We start from the raw sequence: 20,788 nt of genomic DNA on the forward strand, positions 1-20,788 counted from the left end.
TTAGTTTCCTACTGTTTTTTAGAAGTTAGCTCTGCTTTTCTTGCTTGTAGTTCTTTAAGATTACGGTCTAAAGCATTCATTTCTTCAGTAATTGCTTCTTGCTTAAGCGAAATATGTTGCTCTTTTTCATTCACTTTTTGTGAAACATACTGCATACGTTTATACGTTTCTTGGAATTGTTGTAATTTCTCTACGCATATTAAAGACTGAGCCTTATATTTCTTCTGCATATGATATAAGAGGTGGACAGGTACTCCCCTGCTGAGACAAGTACATAAGTCATTGATATATTCCTGCTCATTGGAGGAAGAGATATCACCACTGCGTACTCTCTGAATCAAGTTAGTAAATAACTTAAGATATTCTCGTTTGTTAGCTAATTTACTCAACCAATTTTCTAGGCGTTGTATTGATAATGCACAAAGCTCTTGATTCCCTAACAAGGTATTTAACTTAATAATCTCTTGAAGAGAATGTGCTTCACGCATCATATGAGCACTCTTCATACTATTTTCATTTCCGAGTAGTCTTCCATAAGCTAAGGGAGATAATTGTCGATGCATTTTTAAATATGAAGAAAGAGCTCGGTGAGTTCTTTTATATTCTTCGACAGAGATTGTCTCTCCAATACTCAACTTAGATTGAAGTAATTTAATATTTACAAGTGCAGATTTAGCTAGGGAATGCCCTCTTCTAGATAACGAAGAGCTTGAGAATTCTACAAATGGGGATAAATACCCAATTCCGAGATACTTAAATAGTGTCTTCCGATCTTCTACTTCTTTCTCTTCCGAAAGGGATTCCTCTCTAGATACACTTAAATTCGCATCATTCTCGGAAATGACAGAAGAAGCTCCTTGTAAACGGGCAAGAGCATGTCTTCTACGAGTATCGAAGTGTATCTCACTCTTTCCTAAACAAGAAGAAAGTTCGAGAGCATCTCTGACAATTAGCAATAAACCACGATCAGCAATAGATTTGATGTGTGCATCAAAACTTTGTTTTGCCGACTTTCTTTCTTCAGAAGAATTCGAATTGTAGATTGAAGCAGTTAAAGTAACTAGGAGGTCCACGATTGAGGAAATTTCTTTTGGATCTACTTCTGTTGAGGGAGCAGATTGAGCAATTGCCTGAGATATCACACGAGATAAGGTTTCATTGATAATCAATTCCTGTTGGACGGTTGCGATATCTTCCTTATGAGTCTCCAAATAAGTTTTCAATTGGTTACAATAACTCACCTGCTGTTTGTGTCGTGCCATTTCTAAATCATGGCGCAGACGAGAACAAACAATCTGATTCTCCATGGATTCTATATGAGAAATCTCTGCTGCAATCGAATCTGCTTTCTTTTTGTCAGAAATACTTTCTGTAAGACTTTCCATCTGTATAGGGAATGTCTCGGAATCAGAAGAATAGGGAAGATTTTCTTCTAAGTTATTTCCCCAGAGTTTTTTCATTTTTTTATCTAAAGATCGTGCATCTTTCTTTAGCTGCTTCACAGTGTTTTTAAAATCTTCATTCTTAACTGAAAGATCACCGTGAACATCTTGGATTGTTTCTTTAGCCCAGAGCTGTTCGTAACCCTCCAGTTGTAAAACATTCTGAACATCTGCGAAATGATCAAGGTTTTGATTACCAAATTCTGAAGGGAGGATCTTTGTAGAAAACAGAAATTCTTTAGCTAGCTTAGCCGCACTAACATCTAAAACTTTCTTCTCAATAACGCGACTGAAAAGCATAGGTATGATCTGCAGAACAAGAGCAATAGCAGCAATCCCAACGGGAAGCCAAACAAACTGTAATGATAACAACGATAGGCTGACTACAAGAAGAGCTATCCCTAAAATTCCTGATACCAGAGATTGAGCTAAATTCCACTTATTCAAGTTTTTCTGTAGTTTGTTCAGTAAGGCATCTAAATTTTGATTTCGTTTTTCCCAGAAATTTCTTGCTGATTTCTGAGCTCCATGAAGAGTATGTGCTATGCTTTCAGATGGCTTATCCACAGATGATTGTGAGAGATCCTCATCACTGCGTAATGCCAATACATTTTCTAGTTCTACCAATGCTTCGACCTCTGGTCCTCGCATAACGGCAAACAAGTCATTTGAAGACTGAATGATGTTCTCCACAACAATTTGTTGAGGATTTCTTACTGATTCTTCAAATTTTTCCATGCACTCAAGAATAGCTTTCATGTGCATTCCCCCCCGAGCAAGGAGAGTTCTTTCATCACAGCGAGGAGAAGATTGATGATTCAACTTAATTGCGGAGACAAGCTCTTTTTCTTTTTCCTTTATTTTACCACTTAATGTAGATTCCTTATTTGTTAATGCTTGAACAATCAGTTGTCCTCCGGTAGCACACTGTCCTCGTACCTTATCTACAATAGATTGACAATCTGGAAGAATGGCCTCTAACTCACTGATTAATTTTGTATATTCCTGAGACCATGCACTTATTTCCTCTGGGTTAGGTATGGCTTCTCTTCCTCCAAGTTCATCAAAACTTCCGTTTAAAAACTCACGACATGAATCTACGAAGTTATCTAAACCACTTGTATCTGTGTGTACGCTATGCAAACGAGCAAGGACAGAATCCAAAGATGAGTAATTCTCTAAGAAATCCTTCATTAAAATTCGAGTTATCTTTTGAGATTTAAATTCCTCATAATTTCTTTTCCACGTATCTACATAACTATAAATCTTATTCAGTTGATCCCGAATAACCTGCTTTTCCTCGAGAATCTTCTCTACAGGTTTACCTGATATAGCTCCCCAAGAATCTTGATTAAGCAACGTGGTTAATTGATCTAGAGTATGTAAAATACGAGCACATTGATTTTCAGGATGCTTTGCAATTGCCTGTTGGATATCCTTACGAACACATTTTCCTAGCTGAATACTCAAATGAATCTTATCAAATAGAAGATTTTGTTCTCCTAAACTGATCAAGTACTCCACGAATTTAGTCTGTACTTGATTGCATATATCTTTAAGAGATGTCTGGTCATCCCCTCCTAAGATTTCAATTGAGCTTTTCGTAATTGCATCCAATTGATTTCTTATTTCCTCTGATTTATTATTTTCGGATTCATTGAATAATCCATCTAATTGACGTAGTACTTGGCGAACTGCTTGTTGCTTTTCTTCGGATACTCCCTCATGAATATTTAACTTATGAGCTTCCTGAACAATCTGCTGATATAAATCTCGTGATTCCTGAGAATCATTGATAAAACTACAGATCTTTTCTTTCCATTTTATGAACTCGGAAAGCCAAAGAGACTCTTTTACTTTGGATACATGGGATTGCAAAGTTGAGAGTGTGTTCAAGGCAAAGTCTACAGTTGCTCTTCCTTGAGAAAGATACAGTCGTGTGGCTGGAGAAAAATTTTCCCCCCAAGACATCAAGGTCTTACTATGCATATTCAGGCGATCATATTGATCTAGATACTGTAGGGTCTCTTCTCCGATTTGAGATCCAAACCCACAAATATTTATCAAAGACTGTGCAACATCTAAAAAATTCTTCTGAGGAAGCAAGGAAAAATCGATACCGGTTTCCTGTAATGAGGAATTGGCAAGATTAACTAGAGTAGGCTGAGCAGAAGTATTCTTCAGTAACTCCGCTTTTGCTTTCAACACCTCAGAAAGGCATTTGTTCCAGGTAACTTCCTGGTCTTGATTATCTATGCCTGCAACGGCTTCACATTGATATCGAGAGTTGATTTCTCCTAATAAACCTAGTTTATCATCTAGAGATGCCCCCCCATCAGAGGGTTGAGCATGCAAATCAGGACGTAGTTTTGATAATAGCTGTGTTTTTAAAGAATCTTTTGTTTTAGGTAACTGAATATGGTACTTAGCTAATGTAGAATTTTTTAAATTAGAGTGTCTGCTACATAATTGCTTATGATACACCTGAAGAAATTGATATCGTAAGCGAATTCTCTGGTAACGCGTTCGCAATGTGTTCCCTAAAACACCGAGGAACAGCGAGAATCCTACTGTAATCACTATGGGCAACCAAATGGAAATACCGAAAACCATGGCTACAGGAATAACGAATAGGATCGCCAATCCTATAACAGTGATAATCCCTAGAGCGACCTTATATAGACGCGCCTTTTTAAGATCAGTCTGCTCCATAGAACGTAGAGCATCTTCAGCAGCATCTAAAAGTGTTTGTTGTGTAGTTAAGGGTGCTCGAACTCCCCTAGCCTCAGGGCTTAAAGGACTAGCATCGGTATTGCCTAGATGAGAATGGAAATCCAGAAGGGAATCCATCTGTACATACGAAGAAATTGCCACAAAAAACCTAAGAATTAAAAACTTTTAGAAATTTAAAATAAGTATTATAATCCTTAAGAAATTTATATTAAACAACAAAAACAAGCTTTATTTTTTAATAAAATTTTTTTATTTAATAAATCTTAACAAATTATTTAAGCTTAAGAAGCCTAAACAAATCCTTCTCATATAGAACGGGGATATTCAAATCCTGAGCCTTGGATAACTTGGATCCGGGATGATCGCCTACAATGATATAATCAACATTTTTAGAAATTACTGAGGAAACCTTCCCTCCGTGATTACGAATCGTTCTCTCGATTTCGGATCGTGTCATTGTTTCTAAAGTCCCCGTAATCACGAAGGTTTTCCCTAAAGATGAGAGCTTTTTCTCGTATGGGATTACATGAACTCCCAAAGATATCATCTTATTAATATCGTCAATGTTTTCAGAACGAGAAAAATATTCTAGAATTGAATGTGCTACCTTTTCCCCAATACCGTCAATGGACTTGAGTTCATCCAATGAAGCATCCATAATGGCATCTAGACTAAGAAAATGCTCTGCCAAAGATGATGCTACACCAATCCCCACAAAGGGGATTCCCAAGGCAACAATAAAACGGTCTAGAGGAACAACCTTAGCCTTTTGAATACTCTGAAGAAGATTTTTTACTGATTTATCCTTAAATCCTGGTAATTGAAGAAGATCCTGCTCTGTAATTTGGAAAATATCACAGCAACGTTGGATCACACCTAAATCAAACAATTTTGTGACCACCTTCTCTCCAAAGTGATCAATATCCATGGCTCCACGTCCAACAAAAAAGCAGATTTTTTCCATAGCTCCTGCTGCACATTGTGGATTAGCACAACGAACAGAAACTTTATCGGATTCGCGAATCACCCGACTATTACAAACGGGACAAAATTCAGGCATATGCCAGGGTTGCGCTCCTTCTGGACGCTTTTCCAAACACACACCAACAATTTTAGGAATGATTTCTCCTCCCTTTTCTACGTAAACCGTATCGCCAATACGAATATCCTTTTTTTCAATTTCTTCTTCATTGTATAGGGAAGCACGAGAAATCTTTGACCCGGATAAAACTATGGGACGTAATTTCGCTACGGGAGTCAGTACTCCTGTTCTTCCTACCTGAACAAAAATATCTTCTAAAAGTGTTTCTCCTTGTTCTGGGGCATATTTGTATGCTAATGCCCAACGATAATGCTTAGCTGTCATCCCCAAAATTTGTTGATCCTTAAGACTATCAACTTTAATCACCACTCCATCAATTTCCATAGGGAGATGATTACGAATTTCTTCCACTTCATTGAGGACATGAACAACCTCTTGCGCTGTTCGGCATTGTTTCGGTCTCCCTAGTACAGGGAACCCCCAAGTCTTACATAACAAAAGATTTTCATAGTGGGACTCTGTTCCTCCTGCTAATACTCCATAAATAGAAAGTTCAAGATTTCTTTGAGCGGCATCCTTAGAAGATAAAAGTTTTAATGTGCCACCTGCTGCATTTCGAGGATTAGCAAATACTGGTTTGTTTGTATCTCTCTGATTAGCATTCATCTGCTCGAATGTTGCCTTTGAGAAAAATACTTCTCCTCGCACTTCAACAACTTCGGGACATCCCTCAGGAAGGCGCAAAGGCAAAGAACGTATTGTACGAATATTTGCAGTAATATCTTCTCCTTCAAGTCCATTCCCTCGACTTAAAGCTTGAGCAAGGATTCCCTGTTCATAACGGAGAGACACAGCAATACCATCGATCTTCAATTCTAATGTGTATGTAGGAATTCTTCTTAAAGTTTTTTCAACTCTAGAAAAGAAATCATCAAGATCTTCGCGTGTATAGCAATTGGCTATAGAAAGCATAGGTTGAGAATGTGCAACAACAGGAAATATCCCTGATGTACGATCACCAAGACGCATAGATGGTGACCAGGGAACTAACCACTCAGGATGCAAAGCTTCTATACGGAGAAGTTCTTGCATTTTCAGATCATAATCATAATCAGAAATCCTGGGCTGATGAAGTACATAATATAAGTAATCATCTTGAGCGATTTCTTGGCACAAAGACAAATACTGTTTCTCGGAATAAGGATCCTGCATTCTACAGCTATTAGACTCCTTTAGCACAACGAAAACCATAAGTACTATTTACTGCTCCAGGATTATTGCGGTGTCGATGAGCACAACGTAGATCATCTTTTAGACTTTTCCAGCATCCTCCACGCAACACGCGATATACTCCTTGAGAGGGACCTTGTGGAGAATGAGATTCTTGTGAAGAAATTTCATAAAAATCATATCCATACCAATCGTAGCACCACTCATATACATTTCCAGCCATATCATATAGCCCATAAGGATTAGCTGTATAACTCATAACAGCTGTAGTATCAGAACTAAAAAAATTTGCTAAGCTTTTATCTATATCTTCGCCACAGGGATAACGCTGATTAGCAATTCCTCCACATGCGGCTATTTCCCACTCAGCCTCTGTAGGTAAACGTTTCCCCAACCAGGCGGCATATTCAGAAGCTCCGTACCAAGTGACTCCAACAACAGGATGTTTTGCATAACCAGGTTCTATGATTAATTTCCCTGATCTCCGTTGTATCCGGGAATCCTTAAGACGAATGAGTTCATTGTAATATTTATCCTGCTCACTTCCTGTATATTCTAAGTAACGGACAAACTGTTCATTGGTAACAGGATGTACATCTAGAAAAAATCCTGGCAACATAATCGTATGGACAGGATGCTCATCACGTTGTCCCTCCCGACTTCCTCTTGTGAACTCCCCTCCAGGAATAAATACCATTTCTGTAGGCAAAGGTTGAGGTTGTACTTCCTCTTTTTCTTCTTCTATGTAGCGGCTGACCACTGGTTCTCGCGTAAGTAGAGATTGTAAAGCATGAGAATAGCTTTCTTCTTCTTTCACATTATCCTCTATAGAATCTAAGGATGTATTCATAGCTTCATCAATAGACTTAGCTTCTACAAGAACAAAAGCAGAATGAGGAGAATCCGCACTTTCATCCTTATTTTCTTCCTCTTTGACCAAAGTGAACAGCTGATGGTTTTCAACTTCTTGATAACTATCACGAACTTCTTCAAAACATTGCATTTTTACATTGAGTAATTGTTCTCCCAAAGTCTTCTTCTTAAGAACAGACACTAATTTCTTAGGACGTAGATCTGCAGAGTAATTTAAACACGACTGGAGAAGATGATCCCAATCATATAGATAATCTGGAAATACTTGGGAAGGTAAAGGGAAGACTCCCTGAGGGAGTTTTCGAAACAAAAGAAAATAAACAATCACACCAAAAGCATAAACATCTTCTGCAACTGTACCTGAAGGAATTTCTGGAGCTTGAAAAAAGGTAGCTTGTTTTAATTTAGTAAAGTAAGAACCTTCAGAACATTCATCTATTACATTCCGTAGAACATGCTCCTTGAGCAAAAAAGAAAAGCCGAGTTCGGGTAGAAAAACACGAGGGGTATTACCGGAAAGGTCAATATGCACAGAATCTAAATTCAGATCTCCATGTACTAACTCTTGAGAATGAGCATAATCCAAAATATGAGCTAATTGTTCTATAAGATCATAAATCTCTAGTTCTCCTAAATCTTCCATTTTACTAGAAAGGTATTGGCTTAATGAACATGTAGGAACTTCTTTATCTTCAGTAACTATGAAATACTGATCATCTATTTGGGAGACATTTTCTATGCTTAAAATACCGGGATGCTTCAAAGTAGCTAATCTAACAATAGCTTCATGAAATACATTCATGAATGCATCTGATGCAGCTATCTCAGAGTGTAGTAATTTTAAAAGATAACGTTTTTTAATAAAACGATGCTCAGCAAGAATATCCTGACACCATACAGTTCTTCTCAGATAACTAAGAACTTTATAATCGCCTAATAATGTCACTCCTATATCCTGCATATTTTTCATGAGTCAACTCCAACGCCCATTCGATACTTTTCAATCTTCGGCCTATGTTCAGCAAATATAGTGAGGGAAAGCGATGTTTGCAAGATACAACCAACAAAAGAAATTTCCTATACCATTACACCAGATTCTAAGAGATTTCTAATTTTCTGTATTCGCGGAATACCTTTCTCATAATTTTGTGGATAAAAATAACATGGTATATCTCAAAATAAGAAAGACAAAATTATCTAATGAAGAATTCTGAAGTACCTTTCTTGTGAGGGACCAAAATATGCTAATGATCCAGAAAAGCTCATGGAGGGGAAAAGAAATAAAAAACCAAAATTTTGTTAAAGTCTTGAAAAGTCACAAAATTTTGGCTACGTTATCCTAAGATAATGAACAAAGAACTAGATAGCGCGATCTCTAGTCTTGTTATCATCAGATCCCGAATCATTACTACCGGTTGTCTCCGAAGTTTGATTTGTAGACGTCGATGTAGACCCATCGTGACCGACCTCTACTAGTTGTTGATGTAGTGGTTCTTCTACTTTTCTTGTTGATTCGCACAAACGTTTTAATATTATTACTGCCCAAGATAAACTACATAGGGCAAGAAGAACAACAGAAACACCGCAAATCAAACCACAAACTGTTAATGAAACACAGCCTACGATTCCTAATACAAGTGCTGATAAAGAAATCAAGGCTACTGCGATAGAAATTACTAGTCTGGTTATACTAGCACATTTGGGCTGCTGACCAAATCCAGGAATAGCTTGAGATGACACATCGAGTTTGCCTAGTCCACCTAAAGCAGTTTTCACGTTAATAGCAAATCCCATTGAAACCTCCTTAATATACCAGATATAGCGTAAGAGGTTATCAAAAAGCAACTTAAAAGTACATAGAACATGCAAATGAAATGTAAGAAAATATTTTCACTAGGTGAAAACAAAGATGAAAAAACTATTCAAATATCAAGTTTATAATGAGTATCGAAATCTACTATTTCAAGAAAATAGATAAAGGAAGGTTCTAGATCTTGGATCAAAAGTTTATGCATAAGATTTGCAACTTTAAATAAACTTTTGATCCCTGTCTTTCATAAGAGGAGAAAATTCTTAACGCCTACTCCCTTATAGAGAAGAGGACTTCATGATTTAATTAATGTAATGTTTCCTCTAAAGCTAAGAAATACGCCATATGACCAGAAAATAGCTAACGAAATAAGAACTAGTGATAATATAATCGAAGCGACACCAGCTATTCCCATAGCACTAAACGTTGCTGCGGTGCACACACCTATACCACAAATTAAAGCACCAAGACCAGTAATTATAGCTAACAAAGCAGCAAAGACTCGACAAATGTTTACATAAACATGCTTATTGTACAATTTATCCGAAGAAATACCTCCGAAGCCCAATCCATCTCTAACTTCTAAAACAGCTCTTGAACAAGATATAAGAACCCCCTTTATTTAGGTTTAATTATCCAACAGATTGAGCGTTTGATAGGATCGGCAGAGGATTCACACGAAAACGCACTCGTCTCTCCTTATTATATTTTAACTGTAATAGGTTCTGTAAACTTTCAATTAAATCTGTACAACGTAAAGAATGGCTTCTCCAACGTCGATCCAGACTGAGTTCTTCCTGTCTAAAGTAGAAAGACGTAAAGGAAAAAGTTAATAACGCAGTCCCTAAAACAACCATGGTAGGCAATAACCACACACTTGATGGTAAGGTTAACAATCCTAACATAGAGGACACAGAAATAAGGAAACAGATAGCTCCCAAAATAACAGTTGCTAGTTCTACAATCTGTCTACAAGTAGCGACTACTTTTAAATCATTTCTCTCCAATAACAGATCTTGAAACCTTATACGCATCTGTCTAAATCGCCTGGGAAGCGAGGGAAACTCCTGATTTACATCAATATGCATAAACACTCAATTGCTAAAAATTAACGAGAATTATGAATGAATTAAAAATTAACCTCAACAAATCAAAATCTTTAAGGAGCTACGGACAGGATTTTCTGTCTCATTTCTTTGTATAAAGTAAAAAAAAATTTATCATTAGATTCCTCCTGATCCAGGAGTTTTTGAGCAATTAAAAAATAACGTTGAGCCTTAACATAATCATGTCGTTCAAAAAAAAGCTTGCAAAGTTTCAAGTGTAAGGCAATGTCTTCTCGTTCCTCTTGTGAACACTGTTCCAAAAGGGCGACCCCGTCAGCTATTTTCCCTAGATGAATAGCCACAGAAGCTAGTCTACGATAAATCCCCATGCATTTTGGGAACTTTTGTAAAGCTCTTTTTAAGGATATTTCATAATTTAAAACTTCTTCATATGTAGTACCAGGATTCATGAATAGTAATTTCAAAGTCGCTATGTCTAAATTACCTCGAAGATAGTCTTCCCCTATAGATTTAGAACAAGAAGATCGTTTAAGAAGAGCTTCCCCTTCTTTTTTTTCTCCGTTTAAAATTTTGACTATTCCAAGTAACTCTTCTATCTCCCTATCATTGACATATTCTCTTGCTTTTTCATAAGCAATACCTGCATCAGAATAACATTGTTTTTGTAAAGCGAAGGAACCTTTATTAATAAAAGTTAAACCTACGATCTCTTGATACGAACGAATCTTGAGATCTTTTTCACTGATACAATCGCAATATTGTTCTGTGGGTAAATGCCTGCCTCCAGCAGTTGTCTCAATATTGATTTTCCCCTTGCCATAGCGTAGGTAAATATGACCCGGAGGAGTAACAGGTTCTAAAGGAAGGAATAAACGTTGCGCTAAAGACAAATATAAAGAAGAAACTCCTAAGCACACACCAAACTTTCTATCCGCTACAGAAGAAAGAAAAGAGAATTCATCCGCAAACATTTCATTTTTTGAAGGATAGCGAATTTCTTCCTCATAAAATAAAATCGTATTGAGAGCATCTATAGTTGCTCTATGGTAATCTTCGGATCCTAAAACATAATTCTCCCTATCTAAATATCTTTTACGTTCAACATACGCACGTAAAGCTAGAATATCGAGATAACACGTATAATGTCGTACCTTATCCTCTTCCCCTGGAAATTCTGCTAGTATTAGAGCTTGTGCTAAATCTTCGTCGGGGACAATTTCTTGAATCTCTCTGCTACAAAATAATGAAATTCCTGGTAAGGACAGTTTCTTCATTACTTCAATATCTTGAACAGAGAAACGATACTGAGGATTTTTAGATGACAGGATAGTTCGAGATAAAATATTAATTTCTTCTGTAGATAATTCTGGGAAAAAACTCGCCAATCGTTGATAGCTTTGGTGATCCTGATGTAAGGAAAAGCATGCACACAGGCTTTCCAAACAATAGGGGTCTAGATTCCAAAATGCCTCTATGTGTTCTTCTTGTAAATTCTTATAAGAGGTTGTTCTTCTTTCACCCCCTTGAGCTTGAATAACAATCATTAGCAAAACGAAAACGAGTCTATACATATGTATCTCACTAATTCACACTGACTCATAAAACTTAAGATAACAAACCTTTTTATAAAGTCTCTAGGCTATTTCCTTACTATATTAGCACCAATCATTGACTTTTAATTATTTTAATAATTTGCCTAAGGATATCTCAATTCATACTTAGAAAATTACAATGAAAAATTAAATTTATTGGTTTTTACTGTCTTCAGGGATAGCAATGTCTACAGCATTAGGCTTTGCTAATCCTGTAGAAAACACTCTAGATTCATCCATAAGTTATAATGGAAATGGTACGAATTCTGCATTCACTTCATTAACAACTTCTGAAACTAATAGAACACAGTATAACTGTGCTCGTAATGTGTGCATTATGCAGGCACAGGAAAAAACTCGGCACTTAGTAGCAGTTGTTCTACAGAAAACCAAGGAGATCTTTCTTAGGAAATGCTCTAGGCTTTAATCATGTTCATGTAATCTCAAAGCCTTCTGTAATAGAATTAGGCTGGCAATCATTACGGGTGGTCCACCATCTTTCCTATGGACAACTTATGGAACTAATCTTACAAGACAAGCATTTATTTATTGTTCGCTCCAGCACGAAGATTGGAGATTTTCTCACAATTTGGTTTTGAGTTGTGAGGTTCTTCCAGAAATTACAACATAGATCTGGGGATAAAATTCCATCTCTGACTTACTTCACTTCCCCTGCTCCCCAAAAAGAAGCAGGGTTTCCCTTATTTTCATTTATTTTTTTTGAAAATTAGGACATCTTTAAACATAGTAAGCTCTATAGAAGAGTCTGGGAGGATATCTCCTTTCAGCAAAGCCTTAGACAAAAGAGTAACTACTTTCTGCTGAATCAAGCGTTTCAGAGGACGTGCTCCAAAAGTACTATCATACCCCTGTTCACTTAAATACAAAATTACAGAGTCATCCCATGTCAATGTAACACGTTTTTCTGCTAATCGTTGAGCTACTCTACGCATCTGAATACCGACAATTTTTACAATATCTTCAGTATTTAAAGGTACGAAAGGCAAAATATCATCAATACGATTGATAAACTCTGGAGTGAAATATTTTTTCAAAATAGGAGATACTACAGATAGCACCTTATCTTTATTAACATCACTTCCCTTCTTACTACAATATTCTGCAAGCTCATGAGAACCAATGTTTGAAGTCATAATAAATAAAGAGTTTTTACAATTTACTTTTCGTTTCTTACTGTCTGTAAGAATCCCTTCATCAAAAATTTGTAAAAGAATATTGAAAACTTCTTTATCTGCTTTTTCGATTTCATCGAAGAGCACTACAGAATAAGGTCGTCGTCTTATAGCTTCAGAAAGACTCCCTCCTTCTTCGTAACCTACATAGCCTGGAGGCGACCCTATTAACTTTGCTACAGAATGCTTTTCCATATACTCTGTCATATCAAAGCGTATCATTGCTTCTTCTTTATTAAATAAAAGATCTGCAAGCGCCTTAGCGAGTTCTGTTTTCCCCACCCCTGTGGGTCCTAAAAATAAAAATACCCCCAGTGGACGCTGAGGATCACTGAGACCCACACGTGCTGCACGTATAGAATCACAAACAGCAGCAATAGCAAAAGGTTGTCCAACAACACGCTCTTCTAAAGACTCCTCTAGAGCTAGTAGTTTTTCAGCTTCCCCTTCTAACATTTTTTGCACAGGGATTCCTGTCCAATTTGCAACTACCTGAGCAATCAAACGTTCATCTACTTCTTCCTGAAGAAGACGATTATCTCTTTGATTTAAAGTTTCTTCATCTTGACGAATTTCTTCTTCAAGAGCAGGTATCAAGCTATAGCGAAGTTCTGCAACGCGATTATAATCAGCTATGCGCTCAGCTTCTTCCTCTGAAAATTTCATATTTTCTAAGGAATTTTTCTTTTCCTTAAGTCCAGCTATGAGCTTTTTCTCTTCATCCCACTGTGCACGTAATACTTTGAGCTCATCTTCAAGTTTATCTATAGAGGTTTGTATAGTAGCTGCCTCCTCCTGATATGATGGAACTTTCTCACGATTGATTGCTTGCTGTTTAACAATCAATGCCGCAAGTTCTCTTTCTTTCTCATCAATAGGTAGAGGTAGGCTTCCTATCTGCATGCGAATTAAACTTGCTGCCTCATCAATTAAATCAATAGCTTTATCAGGAAGAAAGCGATCGGCAATATAACGATAAGAGAGTAAAACTGCTGCGTTTAAAGCGCCTTCGGTAATACGAACTCCATGAAAGATCTCATATTTCTCTCGAAGACCACGAAGAATAAATACAGCATCTTCTAAAGAAGGCTCCGTAACAAAAATCGGCTGGAAACGCCTTTCTAAAGCAGCATCTTTTTCAATATATTTTTGATATTCATTTAAAGTTGTGGCTCCTATGCAATGGAGGGTTCCTCTAGCTAATGCAGGCTTTAACAAATTAGCAGCATCCATAGCACCGTCTGTGGCTCCAGCGCCAACAAGAGTGTGTACTTCATCAATAAATAAAATACTTTCATTTTCAGCGGCTTCTACGTCTTTAAGAACACTTTTCAGTCTTTCTTCAAATTCTCCACGATACTTTGCTCCTGCAATCAAAGCACCCATATCTAAAACATAAAGCTGTTTCCCTTTTAAACTATCGGGAACATCTCCCTGAATAATACGTAAAGCTAATCCTTCAGCGATTGCGGTTTTCCCAACTCCAGGTTCCCCTATAAGCATAGGATTATTTTTTGTCCTACGTGATAAAACTTGAATAGTACGGCGAATTTCTTCATCCCTGCCAATAACAGGATCTAACTTCCCCTCTTTTGCTAATGACGTTAAGTTTTTACAAAATTTTTCTAAACCATGTAGAGTGCTTTCAGAGCTTGGAGAATCCATACGATGACCACGACGCAACTTAATAATTAAATTTTTTAGATCTTCCGAAGACATTTTTATAGTCTTTTTCCATGAGGCAAAAGGCTCCTTACTGGAATTCCAAAAAGCTAAAAGTACATGGTCTCCAGATAAATATTCATCCCCTAAGTCTTTAGCAATATTCTTAGCATCTAAAATCAGACTCTGCAACCCAGGAGAAGGTTTAGGTAAGTTCCCCCCATCCACAATTGTAGGTTCGCGAGTTAGAGCCTCATCTATTGCAGAAATGAGAAGTTTGGGATTACTTTGTATATCCTTGATAATTAAATAAAACAGCGATTCTGTATTTTCTAATAGACATTTTAGAAAATGATTTTCGCTTACATAAGGATTTTTTAATGACTTAGCAAGTTCAAAAGCTTTTTCAAGAGCCTCACTTACAGCATCTGAAATCTTATCCATAACACAGCCTCATTCCTCTGATGAAACTTATACTTAGAACAAAACAGAAATCTTCTTATTTTCCTAGGAAATCTCATTTCCTAATTTTTAATATAATGACTTATCTATCCTTTAACTTCTGTTGCTTTTTCCACTGTGCATTGTACTGATATAACAAACCATACTCTTTCATCATACCCGCAATATCCCTACAATCTTCCATGAGTTTATCGATCCGCTGTACGCGTTCTGTATCCAAACAATGGACAATACTTTCAGAACTCCTATGTATTGATTCTGAAACTAAATGCATCTGCTGTACTAATGAGCAATTGCTTTCTGTATCCAATAGCAGGGATAATTGCGAAGAAATACGCATTGTTTCATTTTCTAATTGATTTATTGCTTTGTCAGCCTTGTCAATAAACTGTATCAATTTCTCCATGGGATCGATATTCCTTCCATACACAAGATCTTCAGAACATAAACGCTGCTGCTCGTTTCTCGATACCCCAGGAATAACATTAATAATGGTTTCTCCTATAACCTTGGGAGAATACATAGCAAAAATATCATCTTTATATAAGGAAATCCCGGAATCAATTTTTAGAACTAATTCATAACAATATAACTGTCCTTCATCTCCATAGATACGTTTATCTATGATATCTTGCACTTTGACTACAGAACCTATACTTTTTCCTGCTAAACATACATTCATTCCTTTACTCACGCCGCTTAAGTGAGTGAAAGCTACTCTTACTTCTTGTTTATTATCCCCTTGATTCCTTGGGAAAAAAACATGACGGAAAATAATCCTAAGATCCCCATACATAGAAATAAGCCAAAACATAATGATTTGTGATCTTCTCTAGGCATTCAGCCTCCCTAACTTCTACAAATGTTCCAATAAAAATTGCTTAGCCAAGGGATCCTCAGTTTGAACGAATTCCTCTCTAGTATAAATACGAGATATTGTTCCCCGATCATGAATAGCAATACGATCAGCAAGAGAAAGAGCTAAGGTAATATCATGAGTAATAATCACTCCTCCAATTCCCTGTTCTTTACGCACACGAGAAATTAATAAAGTCATTTCTCTACTCGTTACAGGATCTAAACCTGCAGTAGGCTCATCATAAAGAACAAGTTTTGGAGAGTAAACTAAAGAGCGTGCTAAAGCAACACGTTTCACCATTCCTCCAGAAAGCTTATTAGGCATAAAATCCGCAACATATTCTAAACCAACGTTTGCTAAAGCCTGATTGACTTTCTCATCAATTTCTTGAACAGACAATGTTTTATGACGCTCATTATATGCATGGAGGCCAAAAGCTACATTATCGCGTACAGAAAGAAAGTCAAAAAGAGCTCCTCCCTGAAATACCATGCCAATAGTTAGCTCTCTTAAACGACCTTTGTGTGTCAAAGCTTCTGAATATCTCACCTCTCCAGAATCAGGAATTTCTAAGCCTATAATATGACGAAGTAATACACTTTTTCCTGTTCCTGATTTCCCTAAAATCACTAAAAATTCATCGGGAAATACCTGTAAAGAGACTCCATGTAACACTTGATATTTTTGTCCTTCAGAATCACAGTAACTTTTATCAATACTGTCCACAATAATCCAAGGCTCTTTCACTTATCTTCCTAACAACCAAATACATGAAATATGGTAGTAATAAAACAATTTGCAAATAAGATGGAAACATAAGAGGTAACTACCCCAGATGTTGTTATTTTTGTAATATCTGTAACACGAGAATGCTTTCCTAAACCCTGATAACATGCTAATGACGTAATGATAAAACCAAACACTACAGATTTGATAACTACCATAAGAACATCAGACATAAACACATGCCCAGAAACCATACATAAATATACCTGAAAAGAGATATGAAAAGCATATCTACACAACAAATATCCACAATAGATTCCTGACCATACTGCAACGATAACTAGTGCAGGCATAGAAATTATACCAGCAATAATACGAGGTAAAGCAAAATAAGCTAAAGGATTCACTCCTAAAGTCTCCATAGCACTAACCTGCTCTGTCATACGTACTGTTCCTAAAAACGCGGAAATAGCCCCACCCACTCTTCCTGAAAGAGCAAGAGCTGTGAGTACAGGCCCTATTTCCACTAATATGCTTTTAACAACAAAAAAACCTATAGCGCAGGACAAGCCATGCACTCCTAATTGGTAGTATGACTGTAAAGCTAAAACAATACCCGTAACTGCTCCTGTAAGTATAACCACAGGCAAAGAAGCTACTCCTATCAAATACCCTTGAATACTCACAGAATGCAGTAATCTCTGCCTATATGAAAAACTCTTCACAACAGAAAAAATAAATCTTAGCCATCTACCTAGTTCTAATGGGAATACACAAAGCATCTGGAAAAAACGTAAAGTGCTTCTTTTTTTCATTTTTCCTCAATTTTTGAGAATATCCTGATTTCACTCTCAAAAACAATCACTTAAACTATCAATAAGAACATTTTGCGTATAGGTTAGATTTTCCCGACTATGGATAGAAGACAAAAAACTCGCTTCTAAAGGAGAAGGAGATAAATATACCCCACGAGAGAATGCTTGACGGTAAAACTTTCCAAATCTCGAAATATCGCTCTGCTGAGCTTCACTAAAACTATTCGGAGGCGTCTCACTAAAGAAAAAGGTAAACATTGACCCCGCATACACTAAAGACACAGGAAAACCTCTTGATAAGATTTCCGCTTGTATAGGAGAAAAAAACTCCAGAGCAAGAGTATTTAATGCATCATAAAATCCAGGGACACTACATAATCCTATAGAAGCTTTTCCTACTGCCATAGCTATAGGATTTCCTGATAATGTACCTGCCTGAAAAACACTACCCGAAGGTTGCAAATGATCTAAAATTTGTTGATGTGCAACTAGAGAAGCAACAGCCATGCCGCCACCCAAGATTTTTCCATATACAGTAATATCAGGAACGAGAGAAAACTTCTCACAAGCTCCTCTTAATCCAAGGCGAAATCCTGTAACAACTTCGTCAACTATAGATAAAGAAGAAAACCTCCGACAAGTAGCCAATATGCCCTCTAAAAATCCCGGTACAGGAAGAATAACTCCCATATTCGCACAAACTGGCTCAAAAATAACACACGCAACAAGATCACCAATGAGATTCATAACCTCATGAAATAAGGGTAGATCATTATAAGGTAAAATTAACGTCAAAGGCAGATAGTGTCGGGAAGATCTATAGGTATCTATAATAGAAATTAAGGAAGAAATGTTTTCTTCATTGATACTAATTCCTGACAATAGGACATCCGCATGCCCGTGATAACATCCTGAAAACTTTATAATCACTGACCTAGCGGTAATTCCACAAGCAAGACGCACGGCAGTCATAGTTGCTTCTGTCCCTGAAGAAACAAAACGTACCTTGTGCTCCTCATAACCCAAAACAGAAAGAAGTGTCGATGCAAAAGCAATTTCATGTTCTGAAGTCAAACCATACGAAATTCCTAAAGAAGAATAATGAGAAATTGTTTCTATAATCTGCAGATGACTATGCCCATGAATCAAAGAACCCCAAGAATTGCAAAAATCAATATAATCCTTTCCCTGACTATCTGTAAAAACATCGCGATAAGCTTTAGAAACAATGGGAGGCTCAATGCCTACCACTCTACAAGCACGCACAGGAGAATTTACACCTCCAGGAAAATACTTACATGCCTCAGAATACGTCATTACCATCTTATCTAAAATAGGCATAACTACCTCTTAGTTATAAGAGAAATATTCTGAAAAAATTGGATTTAAAATAAACCTAGAAAACGATTTAAACAATCAATTTAATAAAAGATTTTCAGGAACCGTAGCTAATGAAGCATAGCGACCTCCAAGATCTCTAAGAATCTTAGACCAAAGATTTTCAGGATCTTCAGAAAATACATATTCATAACTTGCAGGGGCTAGAAACCAATTACCATCTAAAAACTCTCTTTCCAACTGTCCTGCATGCCAACCACTATATCCAAAACATAAATACACACGAGGTCCTCCTTCATTAGAAGCTATATCTTGCAAAAATGCGAGATCACCCCCCAAATATACAGAAGGACAAATTTCTAAAGTTTGCTCCGGAATCTCGGAACAAGAATGCAGCAACATCATCTGATTAGCTTGAAGAGGACCACCCATGCAAAAACGAATATTCTCTTGGCTCCCCCTATCAATAGAAAAAACATCACTAGAAATCTCTAACTCTAATGTTTTATTCAGAATCAACCCAAAAGATCCATTCAAATTATGCTCACAAAGTAAAATCACACTACGAGAAAAAACTCCTTGATCTATATCTGGAGAAGCTAACAATAAAGAACCTTTTTCTAAAATCGCATAAGGAATTTTTTTCATAAGAACTCTATATTTTCACTCCTGATAAGGAACCGTGTCATCAAAAACTGACTTTATACAAAGAATAGGGACCTTATGCTCCAATGCAAAAGGAATACTATCACTAGGGCGAGCATCAACATCTAGAATATAAATCAAGTCACCTCGTTTTTGCTCTAAAAACATTCGCGTATAAAATACATTATCCTTGTAGTCATTGATTACAACACGTACTACTTGAATATCAAAACCAGAAAAAACAAAATTCAATAAGTCATGAGTAAGTGGACGAGGACAGGGCATCGCATTGGATTCAAATTTATGAAATGCTGTACCCATGGATACATTGCCATATACAGCAAATTTTTTTTCTTCTGTGCCTAAAATAATCCCAGCATAGTGACAAAAACTAACTAACTTATAAAAACTGAGCAAAATTAAATGAGAATCTTGCACTAACTCTTTGTCTCTATTCATAATGTTCCGGTATTCTTTTTGGTAATCTGACCGTTAGCATGACCCAACCATACTTCAACATTTGCTATAACAAACCCGACTTCAATAATGCCATGAATTTGTAACAATTGTAAAAGAGACTCCTCGGGATGAGGATAGAAATTTGGCGTATGAATGTCATAAATATAGTTCCCGTTGTTCGTGATAAATAGATTACCATCCGAGCCTTTTCTCAAATTACCAAGATACCCTTGATCTTTGAGACTATGAATAATTGCTGCTTTACCAAAAGGACTAATCTCTACTGGGACCCCAAAATTCCCCAAAACATCTACGTTCTTACTTTCATCTACAAGAATAATGCGCCGCTTACCGGCCTGAAGTAAAATCTTCTCACGGAAAACGGCTCCACCACCACCTTTGATCATCCGCAACTGTTGATCAACTTCATCAGCGCCATCTACTACAAGATCTAATTCTGTAAACTCTTCATCATTCACTATGGGAATACCTAAACTAGAAGCCAAACAATAAGAATCTTTTGAAGAAGCAACAGCATGAATGTCTAACTTCTCACAATTTCTCCTTTCAGCAACCGCATAGATAAATTCTTTAGATGTCGAACCACTCCCCAATCCAATTACCATACCAGACATCACTAAGGTAGCAGCTTCACGAGCTAAACATTTTTTTATATTTAAGTAAGGATCTTCACAAGACATCGACATCTTCGCTCCAGATAGTTAGGCAAACCTATTATCACATAGATATGCTTGAAATTAAAAAGAATTCAGAGATTGTTCATAACTAAAATCATCATATTCATTCAAAAAACTAAAAAATGAAAACCACAGACATTTT

The 20,788-nt window shown here is 36.7% G+C and carries 15 protein-coding genes and 1 pseudogene; 1 reads left to right on the forward strand and 15 read right to left on the reverse strand.

The window, feature by feature from the left end; genetic code table 11:
• Positions 1-8 precede the first annotated feature (8 nt).
• From RT28_RS01895 to RT28_RS01925, 7 genes are all read right to left on the reverse strand, one after another.
• Entirely contained in the window at positions 9-4,292 is a 4,284-nt protein-coding gene (locus RT28_RS01895) for a hypothetical protein (RefSeq protein WP_420866309.1), read from the reverse strand.
• A 154-nt stretch (positions 4,293-4,446) separates the two neighbouring features.
• A complete protein-coding gene (ligA, locus tag RT28_RS01900) occupies positions 4,447-6,429 on the reverse strand; it encodes an NAD-dependent DNA ligase LigA (RefSeq protein WP_038500511.1) in 1,983 nt (660 codons plus the stop codon).
• A gap of 10 nt (positions 6,430-6,439) precedes the next feature.
• A complete protein-coding gene (locus RT28_RS01905; protein WP_420866310.1) occupies positions 6,440-8,281 on the reverse strand; it encodes an SUMF1/EgtB/PvdO family nonheme iron enzyme in 1,842 nt (613 codons plus the stop codon).
• 398 nt (positions 8,282-8,679) lie between these two features.
• The gene (locus RT28_RS01910) at positions 8,680-9,114 is read right to left on the reverse strand and encodes a hypothetical protein (RefSeq protein ID WP_038500517.1); all 435 of its coding nucleotides are present in this window, start codon (positions 9,112-9,114) and stop codon (positions 8,680-8,682) included.
• 311 nt (positions 9,115-9,425) lie between these two features.
• A complete protein-coding gene (locus tag RT28_RS04825) occupies positions 9,426-9,698 on the reverse strand; it encodes a hypothetical protein (protein ID WP_081750421.1) in 273 nt (90 codons plus the stop codon).
• Positions 9,699-9,762: 64 nt separating this feature from the next.
• The gene (locus RT28_RS01920; RefSeq protein WP_234394276.1) at positions 9,763-10,218 is read right to left on the reverse strand and encodes a hypothetical protein; all 456 of its coding nucleotides are present in this window, start codon (positions 10,216-10,218) and stop codon (positions 9,763-9,765) included.
• Between the two features lie 71 nt (positions 10,219-10,289).
• Entirely contained in the window at positions 10,290-11,768 is a 1,479-nt protein-coding gene (locus tag RT28_RS01925) for a transglutaminase family protein (RefSeq protein ID WP_240991534.1), read from the reverse strand.
• A 205-nt stretch (positions 11,769-11,973) separates the two neighbouring features.
• Between RT28_RS01925 and RT28_RS01930 the strand changes: the two genes are divergently transcribed.
• Entirely contained in the window at positions 11,974-12,216 is a 243-nt protein-coding gene (locus tag RT28_RS01930) for a hypothetical protein (RefSeq protein WP_240991535.1), read from the forward strand.
• 280 nt (positions 12,217-12,496) lie between these two features.
• Here RT28_RS01930 and RT28_RS01935 read toward each other — a convergent pair whose 3' ends face one another.
• The 8 genes and pseudogenes from RT28_RS01935 to rpiA form a co-directional block, all read right to left on the reverse strand.
• Positions 12,497-15,088, reverse strand: a complete 2,592-nt coding sequence (locus tag RT28_RS01935; protein ID WP_038500523.1) for an ATP-dependent Clp protease ATP-binding subunit — start codon at positions 15,086-15,088, stop codon at positions 12,497-12,499.
• A 100-nt stretch (positions 15,089-15,188) separates the two neighbouring features.
• Positions 15,189-15,946, reverse strand: a pseudogene (locus RT28_RS01940) (MlaD family protein).
• A gap of 16 nt (positions 15,947-15,962) precedes the next feature.
• Positions 15,963-16,712 carry an ABC transporter ATP-binding protein gene (locus tag RT28_RS01945; RefSeq protein WP_020356302.1) on the reverse strand — a complete coding sequence of 250 codons (750 nt, stop codon included), beginning with the start codon at positions 16,710-16,712 and terminating at the stop codon, positions 15,963-15,965.
• Positions 16,713-16,720: 8 nt separating this feature from the next.
• Entirely contained in the window at positions 16,721-17,506 is a 786-nt protein-coding gene (locus RT28_RS01950) for an MlaE family ABC transporter permease (RefSeq protein ID WP_038500526.1), read from the reverse strand.
• 36 nt (positions 17,507-17,542) lie between these two features.
• Positions 17,543-18,847 carry a glutamate-1-semialdehyde 2,1-aminomutase gene (locus tag RT28_RS01955; RefSeq protein ID WP_038500529.1) on the reverse strand — a complete coding sequence of 435 codons (1,305 nt, stop codon included), beginning with the start codon at positions 18,845-18,847 and terminating at the stop codon, positions 17,543-17,545.
• 75 nt (positions 18,848-18,922) lie between these two features.
• Positions 18,923-19,492 (reverse strand): YqgE/AlgH family protein, encoded by a 570-nt coding sequence (locus tag RT28_RS01960; RefSeq protein WP_020356305.1) that lies wholly within the window; start codon positions 19,490-19,492, stop codon positions 18,923-18,925.
• Between the two features lie 15 nt (positions 19,493-19,507).
• Positions 19,508-19,948: a bifunctional nuclease family protein gene (locus tag RT28_RS01965; RefSeq protein WP_020356306.1), complete on the reverse strand. Its 441-nt coding sequence runs from the start codon at positions 19,946-19,948 to the stop codon at positions 19,508-19,510.
• Positions 19,945-20,655, reverse strand: coding sequence for a ribose 5-phosphate isomerase A (rpiA, locus tag RT28_RS01970; RefSeq protein WP_174362030.1), 711 nt, complete (start codon positions 20,653-20,655; stop codon positions 19,945-19,947). Before rpiA ends, RT28_RS01965 begins: the two co-directional genes overlap by 4 nt.
• Positions 20,656-20,788 lie beyond the last annotated feature (133 nt).

The sequence above is a fragment of the Chlamydia avium 10DC88 genome (genome assembly GCF_000583875.1).
GTDB classification, from domain to species: domain Bacteria; phylum Chlamydiota; class Chlamydiia; order Chlamydiales; family Chlamydiaceae; genus Chlamydia; species Chlamydia avium.